At 29.7% G+C, this 12,958-nt stretch carries 21 protein-coding genes, 1 pseudogene and 1 riboswitch; of the genes and pseudogenes, 10 read left to right on the forward strand and 12 right to left on the reverse strand.

Annotated features, from left to right (window positions below; translation table 11 throughout):
• The first annotated feature begins 170 nt into the window (after window positions 1–170).
• Window positions 171–1,031 (forward strand): DUF368 domain-containing protein, encoded by an 861-nt coding sequence (locus tag N524_RS0102955; RefSeq protein ID WP_029055609.1) that lies wholly within the window; start codon window positions 171–173, stop codon window positions 1,029–1,031.
• Between the two features lie 65 nt (window positions 1,032–1,096).
• On the opposite strand, the gene N524_RS13135 is transcribed toward N524_RS0102955, so the two are convergent.
• Complete coding sequence (locus tag N524_RS13135) at window positions 1,097–1,270, reverse strand: CsbD family protein (protein ID WP_017637472.1); 174 nt, start codon at window positions 1,268–1,270, stop codon at window positions 1,097–1,099.
• Window positions 1,271–1,422: 152 nt separating this feature from the next.
• On the opposite strand from N524_RS13135, the gene N524_RS13345 reads away from it, so the two are divergent.
• A complete protein-coding gene (locus N524_RS13345; RefSeq protein WP_017637473.1) occupies window positions 1,423–1,596 on the forward strand; it encodes a hypothetical protein in 174 nt (57 codons plus the stop codon).
• An 87-nt stretch (window positions 1,597–1,683) separates the two neighbouring features.
• Here the strand turns inward: N524_RS13345 and N524_RS0102970 are convergent, their stop codons facing one another.
• The 7 genes from N524_RS0102970 to N524_RS0103000 all read right to left on the reverse strand — a co-directional run bounded on the left by N524_RS0102970 (window position 1,684) and on the right by N524_RS0103000 (window position 6,509).
• On the reverse strand, window positions 1,684–2,493 hold the full coding sequence (locus N524_RS0102970; protein ID WP_029055610.1) for a MetQ/NlpA family ABC transporter substrate-binding protein: 810 nt from the start codon (window positions 2,491–2,493) through the stop codon (window positions 1,684–1,686).
• Between the two features lie 16 nt (window positions 2,494–2,509).
• Window positions 2,510–3,205, reverse strand: coding sequence for a methionine ABC transporter permease (locus N524_RS0102975; protein ID WP_029055611.1), 696 nt, complete (start codon window positions 3,203–3,205; stop codon window positions 2,510–2,512).
• The gene (locus tag N524_RS0102980; protein WP_029055612.1) at window positions 3,198–4,223 is read right to left on the reverse strand and encodes a methionine ABC transporter ATP-binding protein; all 1,026 of its coding nucleotides are present in this window, start codon (window positions 4,221–4,223) and stop codon (window positions 3,198–3,200) included. The genes N524_RS0102975 and N524_RS0102980 overlap by 8 nt, the downstream gene beginning before the upstream one ends.
• An 88-nt stretch (window positions 4,224–4,311) precedes the next feature.
• A riboswitch (SAM riboswitch) is annotated at window positions 4,312–4,414 on the reverse strand.
• 57 nt (window positions 4,415–4,471) lie between these two features.
• Window positions 4,472–4,768 (reverse strand): thioredoxin family protein, encoded by a 297-nt coding sequence (locus N524_RS0102985; RefSeq protein WP_029055613.1) that lies wholly within the window; start codon window positions 4,766–4,768, stop codon window positions 4,472–4,474.
• A complete protein-coding gene (locus tag N524_RS0102990; RefSeq protein WP_017637478.1) occupies window positions 4,761–5,147 on the reverse strand; it encodes a toprim domain-containing protein in 387 nt (128 codons plus the stop codon). The genes N524_RS0102985 and N524_RS0102990 overlap by 8 nt, the downstream gene beginning before the upstream one ends.
• 453 nt (window positions 5,148–5,600) lie before the next feature.
• Window positions 5,601–5,981, reverse strand: coding sequence for a glycine cleavage system protein GcvH (gene gcvH, locus N524_RS0102995; protein WP_029055614.1), 381 nt, complete (start codon window positions 5,979–5,981; stop codon window positions 5,601–5,603).
• A gap of 174 nt (window positions 5,982–6,155) precedes the next feature.
• Window positions 6,156–6,509 (reverse strand): arsenate reductase family protein, encoded by a 354-nt coding sequence (locus N524_RS0103000; protein ID WP_017637480.1) that lies wholly within the window; start codon window positions 6,507–6,509, stop codon window positions 6,156–6,158.
• A 141-nt stretch (window positions 6,510–6,650) separates the two neighbouring features.
• On the opposite strand from N524_RS0103000, the gene N524_RS0103005 reads away from it, so the two are divergent.
• Window positions 6,651–6,974, forward strand: coding sequence for a thioredoxin family protein (locus tag N524_RS0103005; protein ID WP_029055615.1), 324 nt, complete (start codon window positions 6,651–6,653; stop codon window positions 6,972–6,974).
• Between the two features lie 108 nt (window positions 6,975–7,082).
• Here the strand turns inward: N524_RS0103005 and N524_RS0103010 are convergent, their stop codons facing one another.
• Together N524_RS0103010 and aroD are read right to left on the reverse strand one after the other, a co-directional pair.
• Window positions 7,083–7,622 (reverse strand): nitroreductase family protein, encoded by a 540-nt coding sequence (locus tag N524_RS0103010; RefSeq protein ID WP_017637482.1) that lies wholly within the window; start codon window positions 7,620–7,622, stop codon window positions 7,083–7,085.
• 78 nt (window positions 7,623–7,700) lie between these two features.
• On the reverse strand, window positions 7,701–8,417 hold the full coding sequence (gene aroD / locus N524_RS0103015; protein WP_029055616.1) for a type I 3-dehydroquinate dehydratase: 717 nt from the start codon (window positions 8,415–8,417) through the stop codon (window positions 7,701–7,703).
• Window positions 8,418–8,600: 183 nt separating this feature from the next.
• Between aroD and N524_RS0103020 the strand changes: the two genes are divergently transcribed.
• Entirely contained in the window at window positions 8,601–9,023 is a 423-nt protein-coding gene (locus N524_RS0103020) for an organic hydroperoxide resistance protein (protein WP_017637484.1), read from the forward strand.
• A 285-nt stretch (window positions 9,024–9,308) separates the two neighbouring features.
• Window positions 9,309–9,800 carry a GNAT family N-acetyltransferase gene (locus N524_RS0103025; protein WP_017637485.1) on the forward strand — a complete coding sequence of 164 codons (492 nt, stop codon included), beginning with the start codon at window positions 9,309–9,311 and terminating at the stop codon, window positions 9,798–9,800.
• Between the two features lie 159 nt (window positions 9,801–9,959).
• Here the strand turns inward: N524_RS0103025 and N524_RS12710 are convergent.
• Window positions 9,960–10,547, reverse strand: a pseudogene (locus tag N524_RS12710) (histidine phosphatase family protein).
• A 171-nt stretch (window positions 10,548–10,718) separates the two neighbouring features.
• Between N524_RS12710 and N524_RS0103035 the strand changes: the two are divergent.
• Window positions 10,719–10,943, forward strand: a complete 225-nt coding sequence (locus N524_RS0103035) for a hypothetical protein (protein ID WP_017637487.1) — start codon at window positions 10,719–10,721, stop codon at window positions 10,941–10,943.
• Here N524_RS0103035 and N524_RS0103040 read toward each other — a convergent pair whose 3' ends face one another.
• Window positions 10,944–11,147: a sterile alpha motif-like domain-containing protein gene (locus tag N524_RS0103040; protein ID WP_029055617.1), complete on the reverse strand. Its 204-nt coding sequence runs from the start codon at window positions 11,145–11,147 to the stop codon at window positions 10,944–10,946.
• Window positions 11,148–11,445: 298 nt separating this feature from the next.
• On the opposite strand from N524_RS0103040, the gene tsaA reads away from it, so the two are divergent.
• The 4 genes from tsaA to N524_RS13530 form a co-directional block, all read left to right on the forward strand.
• Window positions 11,446–11,703: a type II toxin-antitoxin system antitoxin TsaA gene (gene tsaA / locus N524_RS13640; protein WP_072291797.1), complete on the forward strand. Its 258-nt coding sequence runs from the start codon at window positions 11,446–11,448 to the stop codon at window positions 11,701–11,703.
• 18 nt (window positions 11,704–11,721) lie between these two features.
• Window positions 11,722–11,907 carry a type II toxin-antitoxin system toxin TsaT gene (gene tsaT, locus N524_RS0103045; protein WP_029055618.1) on the forward strand — a complete coding sequence of 62 codons (186 nt, stop codon included), beginning with the start codon at window positions 11,722–11,724 and terminating at the stop codon, window positions 11,905–11,907.
• A 96-nt stretch (window positions 11,908–12,003) separates the two neighbouring features.
• Window positions 12,004–12,585 (forward strand): lipoprotein N-acylation protein LnsA, encoded by a 582-nt coding sequence (gene lnsA / locus N524_RS0103050; protein ID WP_029055619.1) that lies wholly within the window; start codon window positions 12,004–12,006, stop codon window positions 12,583–12,585.
• Window positions 12,586–12,666: 81 nt separating this feature from the next.
• On the forward strand, window positions 12,667–12,958 hold a 292-nt coding region (locus tag N524_RS13530), incomplete at its 3' end, for a helix-turn-helix domain-containing protein (protein ID WP_029055620.1).

A 12,958-nucleotide genomic window follows, 5' to 3' on the forward strand; every position in this document is an offset into this window, starting at 1 on the left:
TCTTTTAAAAAAATTATTTTTATCTATAGTTTAATGTTATTTCAAATGATAACGAAAACCGTTAATTTCTCAATAGCCATTTTTTAGACAAATAGTAGATTTATTTAACTTTAAATCAATAATTATGATATGATTCACTTTAACCTTACAGGTTAAGAAAGGAGTCATTAATGAAAAACTTCAAATGGATAAATTTGATTAAAGGATTTGGCATGGGTACAAGTGATTTAGTGCCAGGAGTCAGTGGTGGAACGATTGCACTTTTGCTAGGTATTTATGATGGCTTTATCAGTTCAATAAGTGGTTTATTTTCGAAAAGATTTTGGCCTAGCTTTAAATTTTTATTACCTATTGTAATTGGTATGCTATTAGCTATAGGTATTTTAAGTAATTTATTCAACTACCTTTTAAGTGCGCACGAAGTTCCTACTGTGTTCTTTTTTACTGGTTTAATTATTGGCATCATTCCCTACCTTCTTAAAGTGTCACATTTCAAAACAACTTTTAAAACGAAACATTATATTGTCGTTTTAATAGGCATCGCATTACTAGTCATCATGACCTTATTAAATAGTGGAGACAAACACGCAGGAGAGACATTATCTTTAAATACTAGTCTTATTATTAAATATTATATTGCAGGTATATGTGCTTCTAGTGCAATGCTTCTTCCAGGTATATCAGGGTCATTTATGTTACTTATTTTCGGAGCATACGGGACGGTTATGTTTGCTATATCAGAACTAGTAAAATTTAATTTCGATGCTTTACCAATACTTTTAATAGTAGGTTTAGGTATATTGTCTGGATTTTTAATTTCTAGTAAACTCATCCAGTATTTATTACATCATCATACAACCGTAACATTCGCATTAATAATTGGATTTGTTATCGGATCAATTTATGCTGTATTTCCTGGAATACCAACATCATTGGTAACATGGATAATCTCTATACTAACGTTAATTATAGGTTTTATCGTTAGTTACATTCTTGGTCAGATAACTGCTAAAAACGAAGAAAGTATATAGGCAAAAAAGTATTAAAACAAAAAAGGCTCTCAAACACATCATGTGTAAGAGAGCCTTAATATTATCTATTTATCTTCTTTATTACCTTTAACTTTATCAATAACGTTGTTAACTGTTTCTTTCACTTTACCAGAAGCTTTATCTTCTTTACCTTCTTTTTCAAGGTTTTCATTGTCAGTAACGTTACCTACAGTTTCTTTTACATTACCTTTTGCTTGTTCGAATTTATCTTCAGCCATTTTGAATTCCTCCTTGAAATATTTATCAATTGTTATGATTATTAAATACCACGACCTATAAAAATTAAACATACTTTTATTTTTTATCAACTTATTATATGAGTATATTAAATATATAGTTATGTTACGCTATTGGCGAGGAGGTATCTGTAGTGTTTTCTATTTTCATTTATGGTATTAGTGTTATTTTAATTTTGATCGCTATTATTTTAATTATTAGAGCCCAACTATCTCGCCACTCCAAAAACAAAAGTACATTCGTACCTTCTATTTTATTATTAATTGCTTCATTAATTCTGCTTATCAATGGCTTAATGCGTTTATAGTAAATAAGAGTTTAGGTCTATCTTTAAATTCTTATTCACACAAAAATCCTCAAGTCAAAGTGACTTGAGGATTTATTATTATGCTAATTATTTTGCTGGTACAACCGCACCATCGTACTCTTTATTAATGTAATCTCTAATTTCTTTAGATTGTAATACTTCCATTAAAGCTTTGATTTTCTTATCGTCTTTATGTCCATCTTTAACTGCAATTAAGTTAGCATATGGATTGTCTTTTGCTTTTTCATATGCGATTGAATCCTTTTTAGGATTTAATTTTTGATCAAGTGCATAGTTTGAATTGATGATAACAGCGTCAGCATCTTGTTTTTGATAAATTTTAGGTAAAAATTCTGCTGATTGTTTGTTATTAAATTTAATATCTTTTTTATTTTCAGTTATGTCACTAAATTTAGCATCTTCAATTTTAACGCCTTTTTTAATTTTGATTAAACCTTCATCTACGAAGAATTTTAAGAAACGTCCTTGTTCTGCTGGGTTGTTAGAAACGTAAACTGTTGCCCCTTTTGGTAAATCTTTTAAGCTTTTATATTTTTTAGAATAAACAGCCATTGGTTCTAACTCAACGTTACCTGCTGATTCAATTTTATAGCCTTTTTCTTTACTTTCAGTTTTAAGGTAAGGCGTGTGTTGGAAGAAGTTGGCATCTAATTCGCCTTTATCTAATAATTTGTTTGGAGTTGTATAATCGTTAATTGTTTTGATATCTAATTTATACCCTTTTTTCTCTAATAATGGTTTAGCTTTTTCTAGAATCTCAGCATGTGGTGCTGGTGAAGCTCCAACTTTAATTGTTTTATCGCTTCCTTTTCCACCACAAGCTGCAAGTGCTACAGTCAACGTTAATAATAATAAAATACCTAAGATTTTCTTCATTGATTTCTCCCCTTTTTTAGCGTTTATCTATTTTATTTGTAATCCAATCACCAATAAATTGAATGATGAATACAATAATTAAAATGAATACTGTTGAAACTAAAATGACATCATTTTGATTTCGAGTAAAACCAGTTAAATAAGCTAAGTTACCTAAACCTCCTGCGCCAATTACACCTGCAATTGCAGTAGATCCTACTAAAGCAATCGCTGTGACAGTAAGTCCAGATACTAATGCTGGCATCGCTTCTGGAAGTAATACCTTTCTAACCACAGTCCAAGTATTTGCCCCCATTGACCAAGCCGCTTCAATAACCCCTTTGTCTATTTCTTTGAAAGCTATTTCTACTAATCTTGCATAGAATGGTGCTGAACCAATTATTAATGCAGGTAATGCACCCGTTGGTCCACTAATAGTTCCTAGTACTACACTTGTAAATGGTATTAATAACAAGATTAAGATGATAAATGGAATTGCTCTAAATAAGTTCACTATGAATGAAACAATTGAATAAAAGACTCTTGCTGTTTTAGATTCGCTCTTAGCTGATAAAAATAGTAATACACCTAAAATTAATCCAAAAATAAATGCGAAAATAGTTGATACTACAGTCATATAAAGTGTTTCAACTATGGCTTGCCAAACATCTGGCCATTGCACATTAGGCATTGTGACCATTTCTTTTAAAATATCACTAAATGAATTATCCATGTCTTAACACCTCCACATTTACATGTTGTTCACCAAGATTAGATTTAAAATCTTCGAAATTTTCAGAACTTATATGCGGTATGTGGACGACTAAGAAACCTAAAGTACCATTTCTTGTGTTTTTGATATCAGCTTCTAAAATATTCAAATCTACATTATGTTTTTTAGTAATATATGAAACAATCGGTTGTGTTGTATTCTCGCCATTGAAGTTCAATCTAACTATGTAAGAATCTTCACTAAGTGGTTCTAAATCATCCAATGATTCTTCAAAATCATCGTTTAAATCATCTTTAACAAAACGTTTAGTAACTTCATGTTGTGGGTTTTCAAACACTTGACTTACTTGGCCTTGCTCGATAACACGTCCGTTTTCCATTACTGCAACTTCATCACAAATACGTCGTATTACATGCATTTCATGTGTGATTAAGACGATAGTTAAATTTTGTCGTTCTCGTATTTTTAATAATAAATCAAGTATCTCATCTGTTGTTTGAGGGTCCAATGCACTTGTAGCCTCATCACAAAGTAAAACAGTTGGATCGTTTGCTAATGCTCTAGCGATACCTACTCTTTGCTTTTGACCTCCAGATAATTCAGAAGGATATGCATTTTCTCGGCCTTTTAAACCTACAAGTTCAATAAGTTCGTTAGCCTTCCTTTTTGCTTCGCCTTTTGAAACGCCAGCAATTTCTAAAGGAAATGTGATATTTTTTAGTACGGTTCTTGACCATAATAAATTAAAGTGTTGGAAAATCATGCTCACTTTTTGACGCTTTTTACGTAAATCTGATTTAGTTAATTTACTAATACTGTCGCCATCGATAATAACATCACCTGAGGTTGGAGTTTCTAAATTATTAAACATTCTAATCAATGTACTTTTTCCTGCTCCAGAAAAACCGACAACGCCAAATATCGAACCAGATTCAATATTTAAATCAACGTGATCTACAGCAAGTACGTCTTTGTTTTTCGTATGATATTGTTTAACTAATTGTTTTAACTCAATCACGTTAATGCCTCCTTGTTTAACTTCTACCAATTAAAAAATGCTTTCTCTAAACTTTAAGGTGTTAGAGAAAGCATTGAAAAATATCTTTCTCTCATCTTCTAAAGTTTGACTTTATGTGAATTGGCACCATTTCTATATTAGACGGTTGCCGGGCTTCGTAGGGCACATCCCTCCACCTCTCTCGATAAGAGTGTAAGCATTATTTAATTTGATTTAATCCTACCATCCAGGTAGAAATTCGTCAATCATTATTTTAAATTTTCTAACAAATAAGGAACTGATCTAAAAGCATATATTCTTTTCGATTCTTTATCCTTATTCATTAATATTAATACTGGTACTGACATAATTTGGTGGTCTTCACTAAATTTCGGATGAAAATTCAAATCGATTTTTTTAACTGGAAGATTTAATATTTCATTAGCGATATCCAGCATTCTTTCTGATACTTTACAAGTTCCACAAGTTGGAGTATACCCAAATATCAAATGTTTTTCCTCACCAAAATTTTCAGTTACATCATCTACTTCTATTGTTTTATTCATTTACTAAAACTAACCTTTCAGTTTTTAAATTAGACATGAGGGGCTTTTCTTTTTTACAGTTAAAACCATGTTTAGTAAGTACATTTGCTAAATAATTTTTAGGACAATTAGCTACTTCACAATAGGTTTTATCTACAAATATATGTTCACACTCACTCAAGTATCGCTTAAACCATTTTCTAATACGATCACCTTCATCATCGGAATCGGCTAAAACGAAAACTTGCTTGCCATAAAGTGACTCTATCATATCATCAATTTTATCAATACTCATAGTACCATGCGTACAAATAATGTTAACTGGTTCTGCAATGACTTGTTGTAATCTTTTCTTATCTGATTTACCTTCAACAATAATTACCTTATTCACAATAGTCATAATGATTCACCCTTTGAAAAATCAATAATTAGCTATCACTATATATTTCCACTGTAGTGTTATTTATCAAACATATATCATTAAACTTTAATTTCTCTTAATATTTTCCTTACATAATTAAAACTAACTTTATGTATTACTGTGTTATTAGTTTTTAATTAAGTAACACTTTTACTTTATTTCAAGTTTTAATTTATAGGCATAGATACCAATCATTATTGGGTAGCACTAGTTTTCTCTAGTGCATAAGTGCTTCTAAAATCTAAAGATTTTTCTTTTTTCGGTTCGCACTAGCTTTTGCTAGTGCATAAGTTCCACTAATCTAATTGAAAATTAGAAGTGGAATGCGGGTCGCCCTAGCTTTTGCTAGTGCATAAGTTCCACTAATCTAATTGAAAATTAGAAGTGGAACTAAAAAAACTCCTTGATACGAGATCGAGGAGTTCATTGTTATTATTCACCAATCATTTCTGAGTATTGGTCTGCTGATAATAATTCATCAAGTTGACTTTCGTCGCTGATTTCAACTTTAACCATCCATGCTTTTTCGTATGGTGATTCATTTACAAATTCAGGACTGTCTTCTAATTCTTCATTTACTTCTAATACTTTACCATTAATTGGAGCGTATAATTCAGATACAGTTTTTACAGATTCAACACTACCGAAAGTGTCGCCTTCATTTAATTCATCATCAGTTTCAGGTAATTCAACGAATACGATATCGCCTAATTCGTTTTGTGCATATTCAGTAATACCGATTGTTGCAACGTTTCTTTCAACTTTAACCCATTCATGTTCTTTAGAGTATTTAAATTCGTTTGGTACTGCCACGATAAATCCCCTCCTAATTTTTAAGTACATTTTAATGATGCCATACCCACTATTATCAATCAACTATTATATAAAAATTTTAAACCTTTTAAAATTCGGCTTTAAATATGTAATTAATATTTTTTAGTCTTTGATAATTATGGATGTTCACTTTCTATAAACTTCAAAAAAGTGTTACAACCAAGTGTTTTTATATTCTTCTTCTTTAAAACCTAATGTGATTTTATTTCCAGATATAGCTAATGGACGTTTAACTAACATACCGTCTGATGAAAGTAATTCAAAACGTTCATCATCTGTTAGGTCGTCTAATTTATTTTTTAAATCTAATTCACGGTATTTAGCACCATGTGTATTAAATAATTTTTTAGTATCAACACCTGTTTTTTCAACAATTTCTTTAAACTCGTTTTTTGTAGGTGTATGTTGAACGATATCGATTGGTTCATAACTAACACCATACTCATCTAAGAATTTTGCTGCTTTTTTACAAGTAGTACAATTTGCATATTGATAAAATTTAATCATAGAGTTTTGCCTCCTTTGTCTCTTATCACAAATATATCATGTTATTTTATAAAACGCTCTACTTTTTAAGCTTATTTTTTTATTTAAGAAATTTCATCCGTTATAATAAATTTACTAATTAAATGAAAAGGGGCTTTTGTAATGGAAAGTATTAATACTACAGAACAATTTAATAACACAGTTCAAAATGACAAACCTGTCATCGTTAAATTCGAAGCTGGTTGGTGTCCAGATTGTAAAGCTATGGATATGTGGATTGACCCAATCGTCGAAAAATTTAAAGATTATGATTGGTATACAGTTAACCGTGATGAATTAGAAGACGTTACTGCTGAAAATGACGTAATGGGAATTCCAAGTATTTTAGTATTTAAAAATGGTGATAAATTAGCACATTTACATTCAGCTAATGCTAAATCACCAGAACAAGTTGAATCATTTTTAGACGAAACATTTAGCAAATAATATTAAAAGGTCGAGATACAAGTAAAGAAATTTGAGTACCATTCAATGGCTTATTTCTTATTTGTTACCTCGACCTTATTTAATATCTTTCATTTTGTGATTAATTATTTAGTATTCTGAGATAAGATGTCTATTCTTACGTTTGGCTTTTGTCATTGGCTCTTCTAAATCAGTTAAATATAAGAAACCTGCTAAAATTTCATCATCTTCAATGTTTAAAGCTTTTCGTATTTTAGGTTCAAAAATATATGCTGGAGATTTCCAACATGAACCTATACCTGCTTCATATAATAACAACATTAAATTTTGCGCGAATGCGCCAAATGCAAAGTAATTTTCTCTATTTTGACGTTGTCTTGGATCAGCTTTTAAAACTAATACTAACATGCCACCTAGTTTAGTAACTTTATCATAATGATCTGCTCGCTTTTCAGGACTATCTGGAAAAGCAAATCGTGTAATATCTTCGCTCATATTTCCTAATCTATCTTTAGCAACATGGACAACTCTCCATGGTTCTCTCATGCCATGGTTAGGAGCATCTGTAGCTTTTTCAATAGCTTCATATAAAGCTTTATCATCAATTGTCATATCGTGCTTAAACTTTTTAACACTTCTTCTATTCGAGATTGCTTCTTGTAGTTCCAATCCTATCGCTCCCTTTATTATTCGTTGATAATCTTTATCAATTATAAGACACAATCTACTATTGTTCAAACCTTCTAATCATTTCTCATAAAAGTCAATTTGCTTTTTTAATTCTTCGACATGAATTTGACCAGGTGCTTGGGGTTCACCTAAACATCCATAAGATACTACACCACCAAAAACACTTTGTGCCGTGCGACTAATGACCCCTATTTTAGACATCGAAATTCCAATCACTTTTTGATTTAATGAATTAGCTGATTCATTCATTGCTTCTAATAAATGCAATACATCTTTTATATCATGGGGCATAACTGCTAGCTTTATATAATTCGAGTTAAATTGACTCATTTTATAATAAGTGAATTTCATTTCTTCAAACGTAGGTGTTTCATCAAAATTGTGATGTGATAATACTACTTCTAATCCTTTTTGTTGAGCTAAATTGATTAAATTTAAATAATCATCTTTATTCTTTTGCTCATCCCATTCAATATCTAACATATTATATCCGTCTGTATTAATTAGATGTTCCATCACATTCAGATATTCGGATTCATTCACATTACGTTTACCACCTTGAGAAGCAGATCGAAATGTAATTAAAATTTTAAAATCAAACGTTAACTGATTTAATTCTTCAATGACTTGATTGAGTCTATCTAATTTATCCCACTGATCTACTCTAAGCTCTATAATATCAATACTATCTTGATAGAACTCTATGTCTTTAAATAAATCATCTGCTATCGTGTTTTCAGGTGCAATCGTAACAGCTATATTTACATTTGACATACTATCCCTCTTTCCTGTCTCTATTTAAACTATATACGTGTATATTTTCTTTTATTTTAAACTAAAATATACATTACTACCAATCGCCTTTATTGAATCAATAGCCAAAAAATTATTATGAATGATTGAACTAAAAATTTACGGGTACACTTTATATATATGATTAATTAGGAGGTAATAATTATGGCAGTTCAATATGAAACTAAAGCGACAAACGTAGGTGGACGTAAAGGACACGTTCAAACTGACGATAAAGCAATCAATGTAGATGTATTACCACCACAACAAGCGGACGGAAATGCTACTAATCCTGAACAATTATTCGCAGCAGGATATGCTTCATGTTTTAATGGTGCATTTGATTTAATTTTAAAACAAAACAAAGTTAGAGATGCTGAACCAGAAGTAACTTTAACAGTACGTCTTGAAGATGATCCAGACGCTGAAAGTCCAAAATTAAGCGTAGATATCGATGCTAAAGTGAAAAATGTATTATCTCAAGAAGACGCTGAAAAATATTTACAAGATGCACATGACTTCTGTCCATACTCTAAAGCAACTAGAGGAAACATTGATGTTAAATTAAATGTTGAAGTTGTTGACTAAGTTATAAATACAATATTATATATTTATATGACCCATTCTCTATTGAATGGGTCTCTTTTTTTGTTCACATAATTACCTCATATTTCCGACCTTTAAAATCGAGTTTCTGTTATAATGTATATGAAGAGTTATTATATACATACAATTAAATATATATATTTTAACTATTTTTTCAAAAACGTTTTTGCTTATTCTTAAATAATCATTGATTATTTTTATTAAATATTTTAATATGTATTTACCCAGCAACGACACACAATTAATGATTTGAATTAGGAGGTCACTATGAACAACATCCGTTTATTAACTCTAGATGATTTAGAAATTTACAAATCACTATTATCAGGGGAACATCATACTTATTCGTGGGATCGTTATTATTTAGACCACGTTTCTGATGACATTTTGACAAAACTTTTATCTTCCGAATTCCCTTTCATCAATGTATATGGTGCCTTTGAAAATGACGTTCTAGTAGCTACTGCAACCTTAAGTCAAATGAGACAAGTAGGTAAACAACATAAAGCTGTCATCAACAATAACTTTGTTAAAGATAATGATGAAGTGATAAATCGTGAATTAATCAATTATATTATTGAAATTGCTAGCCAGAAAGATTTAGAAACCATTCTCACTTCTGTCACTTCAAATAATATTAGTGCAAAAGTATTCTTCACTTCTCTAGGTTTTGAAAATCTAGGTTTCGAGAAAAATGCTACTAAAATCGGTGAAGATTATTTTGATGAACATTGGTTAACTTATAATTTAAAAAATTAAGTTATTATCATATTTAAGTTAGACAAAAAATGGATTAAGATTACATCCAAAGTAATTTTATATATTTCATTAACATCTGACCTCTAATTCAATTTAACGATAAAGCTAATATAATGATAAAAGCTCAACCTTGTATTTATAGCAAGGTTGAGCTTTCTTTTACATAGGGTCAATTAATTCTATGAAAGTAAATTTCCCTTTGTCGTAACTAAATTTTAGTATATTACAATTTCCAATATTAAATGTACTACCCTCTTCATAGCCTAAGCAGTATCTAATAAATAAACCAATTGTACTTCCATGGCTTACAGCTAGTGTTGTATGACGACTATAATTTTCCATAATATCAGTTAATGTTTCTACCATTCTATTTTCTACATCTTCACGTGATTCTCCCCCAAAAGGTACAACATAATCACCGTAAAGCGTTTTAGGTTGTTTAATTTATTTAAGTAATTCAATACTTTCGCCTTCAAACAAACCAAAACGCCACTCTTTTAATCCTTTTGAGCGAATATATCTATTTTGATGGTTTGGTACTGCATTTTCTAGAGTATCACACGCTCTTTCTTGAGAAGAAGAAAACAAACTATCAAATTCAATTTGATTATGTTCAAAATATCGAGCTGCAGCTTTTGCTTGTTCTACACCTAATAATGTTAAAGGCGAATCACTAGCGCCCTGAATTTTGCCTTTTAAATTAAAAACTGTTTGTCCGTGTCTCATTAAATATAAAGTTTTTGCCATATTTCCACCTCTATTACTTATATAAAGCTCATAACTAACATTAAATCATTAGACATAGTAATAGTAAATCAACAAATCAATGAAAAATAATATAAACAGATGATTAATATATTGTCTTAGTGGGTATAACTTAACACTAAGTTTACATTTGTTAAAGGAGTGTTAATCAATATGGAATCTCATGATCACAGTTATGTGAATCCGAATAATGTAACACTTGAATGGGAATGCTTTGTTGTAAGTAAAAGCGATATGTTATTAGATGGCGTACCAAATGAGTTAATCAATACTTGGTTAGACAAAGATATTATAAAGCCATTTAGTGTTAAAAATAATGATATTAATTTTAGAACAAAAGATGTATGGTATGCGTTGAATCAACAAAATTGGTACTAACTAAGTTAGTTGATATAAACTAATGGCTCTATTGGCACTTTCAATGAGTTGAGAATCATCATAATTCGATAAAACATAAGTACGAATTACAAACTTATTCTTTTCATTTTTTGGGAATTTATGATCTTTATTGATGTAATTAGCTAAATTTCCAAACGGTGTATCGTCATTTATAAAACCTATTATAAAATCATAAAATGTCATCACAATATTCCCCTTATATTTTATCTTTATTTAAGTTGTAATTAATCTTATCAGAAAACTCGAGATTGTAAATGTGCAAAGTGTAAATTTTGCACATTTTTATTGTATTTTTTTAAATTTATTCACAATTTTATTTACTTATTCAAAAAAATGGGATGTTCGCTTAAAATATCGTTTCTTTTTATTCACAATTTATAGCTATATACTTCTATTTAATTATTTACCAAGTGATAATAAATGATATGATATACATAAGGATTTTTTTACTAAAGAAGCATTTTCCAGAGGTGAATCACCTATGAAATTATATTTTCTACACGTAATTAATATTTTATTAACGATATTGTTTGTAATTTTTAATATCGTCATTACAAATAACACCAACCTAGATGACACCTTATGGTTAGTGCCCGGATTAATAGTATGTGGTTTGATTATTATTATAAGCTTATTTATAGCTATTTCTAATAAGGATTTATTAAGTGAAATTCTCTTTTTTATTAATATCATTCTTACCCTATATTACATTTATCCAATTTTTTACGATTTTCTTTAAAAGATGGGAGGTTAAAAAATGAGCTTACATTTCACTATTCTTTTTTGGTTATCAATTATATTTTTAATTGCAGGTACAATCGTTCTTGTTACTATGCTTAAAACTAAAAAAGAATCTAAAAAAGAATCTTATCTTGGCTTCACAATTGTATTCTTTATATTTGGTTTAGCCATGTTAATTTATACATTAATATTCGGTTTGTAACACATCACAAATACGTTCAGTTGCTTTAGTAGCTGAACGTTTTATTTTAATACTTATATTTATGCTTCTTACATTATTTAAAGGAGTTTTTGATAATTGCGTAAAATTTTATTATACATATTAATAACTATTATGTTCTTTATGATAAGTACTTGTATATTCCCTCCCAACCATTTAAACGCAGAGTCACAGGAACATACATATTCAGCATCTAATAAAGATTTCCAATTACAACCTGGAGATATCATTATTACGAAAGGACCAGTTTTATATGGTTTTTTTGGTCATTCTAGTATTGCCATTGATCATAATACTGTTTTACAAATTGAAGGACCTGGTGATAAACCAATCACAGAATCATTTGAATCATTCAAATCACGATTTGGAGAAGGCCAAGATGACTGGATTAAAATTTATCGCTGCGTAAAACCAGGAGCTGGTAAAAAGGCCGCACAGTGGACAAAAGAAAACTATGAAAATACAGACAATAGATATTTAGTGACTTTAAACTTAAAAAGTAAACGATTTACATACTGTACTAAAATTATCTACCAAGCATATAAGGAAGGCGTAAGCAACAATGCTGTAAGCGACCATGGATTATATATTATTTCACCTTATGCATTGAAAGATAATTTCACAAATGAATACCGTTTAAAACTTGTCAAAACTTATTAAACGCCCTACTTCATATAAGTCATATTTGATGTGCACCCCAAAAGTTGGACTGAAAATCTAACTTTAGGGGGTGCATTTTTTATGGGTAAACATTATAAATTTGAAATCAAATTAAAAATAGTTCACGAATATTTAAATAGTAGTTTAGGATATAAGAGATTAACTAAAAAATATAATCTTTCTCATCATTCTTTACTTCAAAGATGGGTTAACCAGTATTTGGAATCGGGCCCAGAAGGATTAGATAAAAAAATGAAAAATAGCTCATATACTAGAGATTTTAAAGTATCTGTTTTAAGATTTAGACAAGAAAATCAATTGTCTTATCGAGAAACAGCGAATCATTTTAAAATTACCAATCCTGCTACATTAG

The organism is Staphylococcus sp. URHA0057, assembly GCF_000620265.1.
GTDB classification, from domain to species: domain Bacteria; phylum Bacillota; class Bacilli; order Staphylococcales; family Staphylococcaceae; genus Staphylococcus; species Staphylococcus pasteuri.

What these genes read in the sequence shown, in the direction of transcription:
- N524_RS0102985 (WP_029055613.1), bottom strand. Translation starts at nt 4,768, where the DNA reads ATGAATAAAACAATAGAAGTAGATGATGTAACTGAAAATTTTGGTGAG.
- N524_RS0103020 (WP_017637484.1), top strand. Translation starts at nt 8,601, where the DNA reads ATGGCAGTTCAATATGAAACTAAAGCGACAAACGTAGGTGGACGTAAA.
- N524_RS0102990 (WP_017637478.1), bottom strand. Translation starts at nt 5,147, where the DNA reads ATGACTATTGTGAATAAGGTAATTATTGTTGAAGGTAAATCAGATAAG.
- N524_RS0103040 (WP_029055617.1), bottom strand. Translation starts at nt 11,147, where the DNA reads ATGACATTTTATGATTTTATAATAGGTTTTATAAATGACGATACACCG.
- N524_RS0102955 (WP_029055609.1), top strand. Translation starts at nt 171, where the DNA reads ATGAAAAACTTCAAATGGATAAATTTGATTAAAGGATTTGGCATGGGT.
- N524_RS0102975 (WP_029055611.1), bottom strand. Translation starts at nt 3,205, where the DNA reads ATGGATAATTCATTTAGTGATATTTTAAAAGAAATGGTCACAATGCCT.
- aroD (WP_029055616.1), bottom strand. Translation starts at nt 8,417, where the DNA reads ATGTCAAATGTAAATATAGCTGTTACGATTGCACCTGAAAACACGATA.
- tsaA (WP_072291797.1), top strand. Translation starts at nt 11,446, where the DNA reads ATGAAATTATATTTTCTACACGTAATTAATATTTTATTAACGATATTG.
- N524_RS13135 (WP_017637472.1), bottom strand. Translation starts at nt 1,270, where the DNA reads ATGGCTGAAGATAAATTCGAACAAGCAAAAGGTAATGTAAAAGAAACT.
- N524_RS0103025 (WP_017637485.1), top strand. Translation starts at nt 9,309, where the DNA reads ATGAACAACATCCGTTTATTAACTCTAGATGATTTAGAAATTTACAAA.
- N524_RS0103000 (WP_017637480.1), bottom strand. Translation starts at nt 6,509, where the DNA reads ATGATTAAATTTTATCAATATGCAAATTGTACTACTTGTAAAAAAGCA.
- tsaT (WP_029055618.1), top strand. Translation starts at nt 11,722, where the DNA reads ATGAGCTTACATTTCACTATTCTTTTTTGGTTATCAATTATATTTTTA.
- N524_RS0102970 (WP_029055610.1), bottom strand. Translation starts at nt 2,493, where the DNA reads ATGAAGAAAATCTTAGGTATTTTATTATTATTAACGTTGACTGTAGCA.
- N524_RS0103035 (WP_017637487.1), top strand. Translation starts at nt 10,719, where the DNA reads ATGGAATCTCATGATCACAGTTATGTGAATCCGAATAATGTAACACTT.
- N524_RS0103005 (WP_029055615.1), top strand. Translation starts at nt 6,651, where the DNA reads ATGGAAAGTATTAATACTACAGAACAATTTAATAACACAGTTCAAAAT.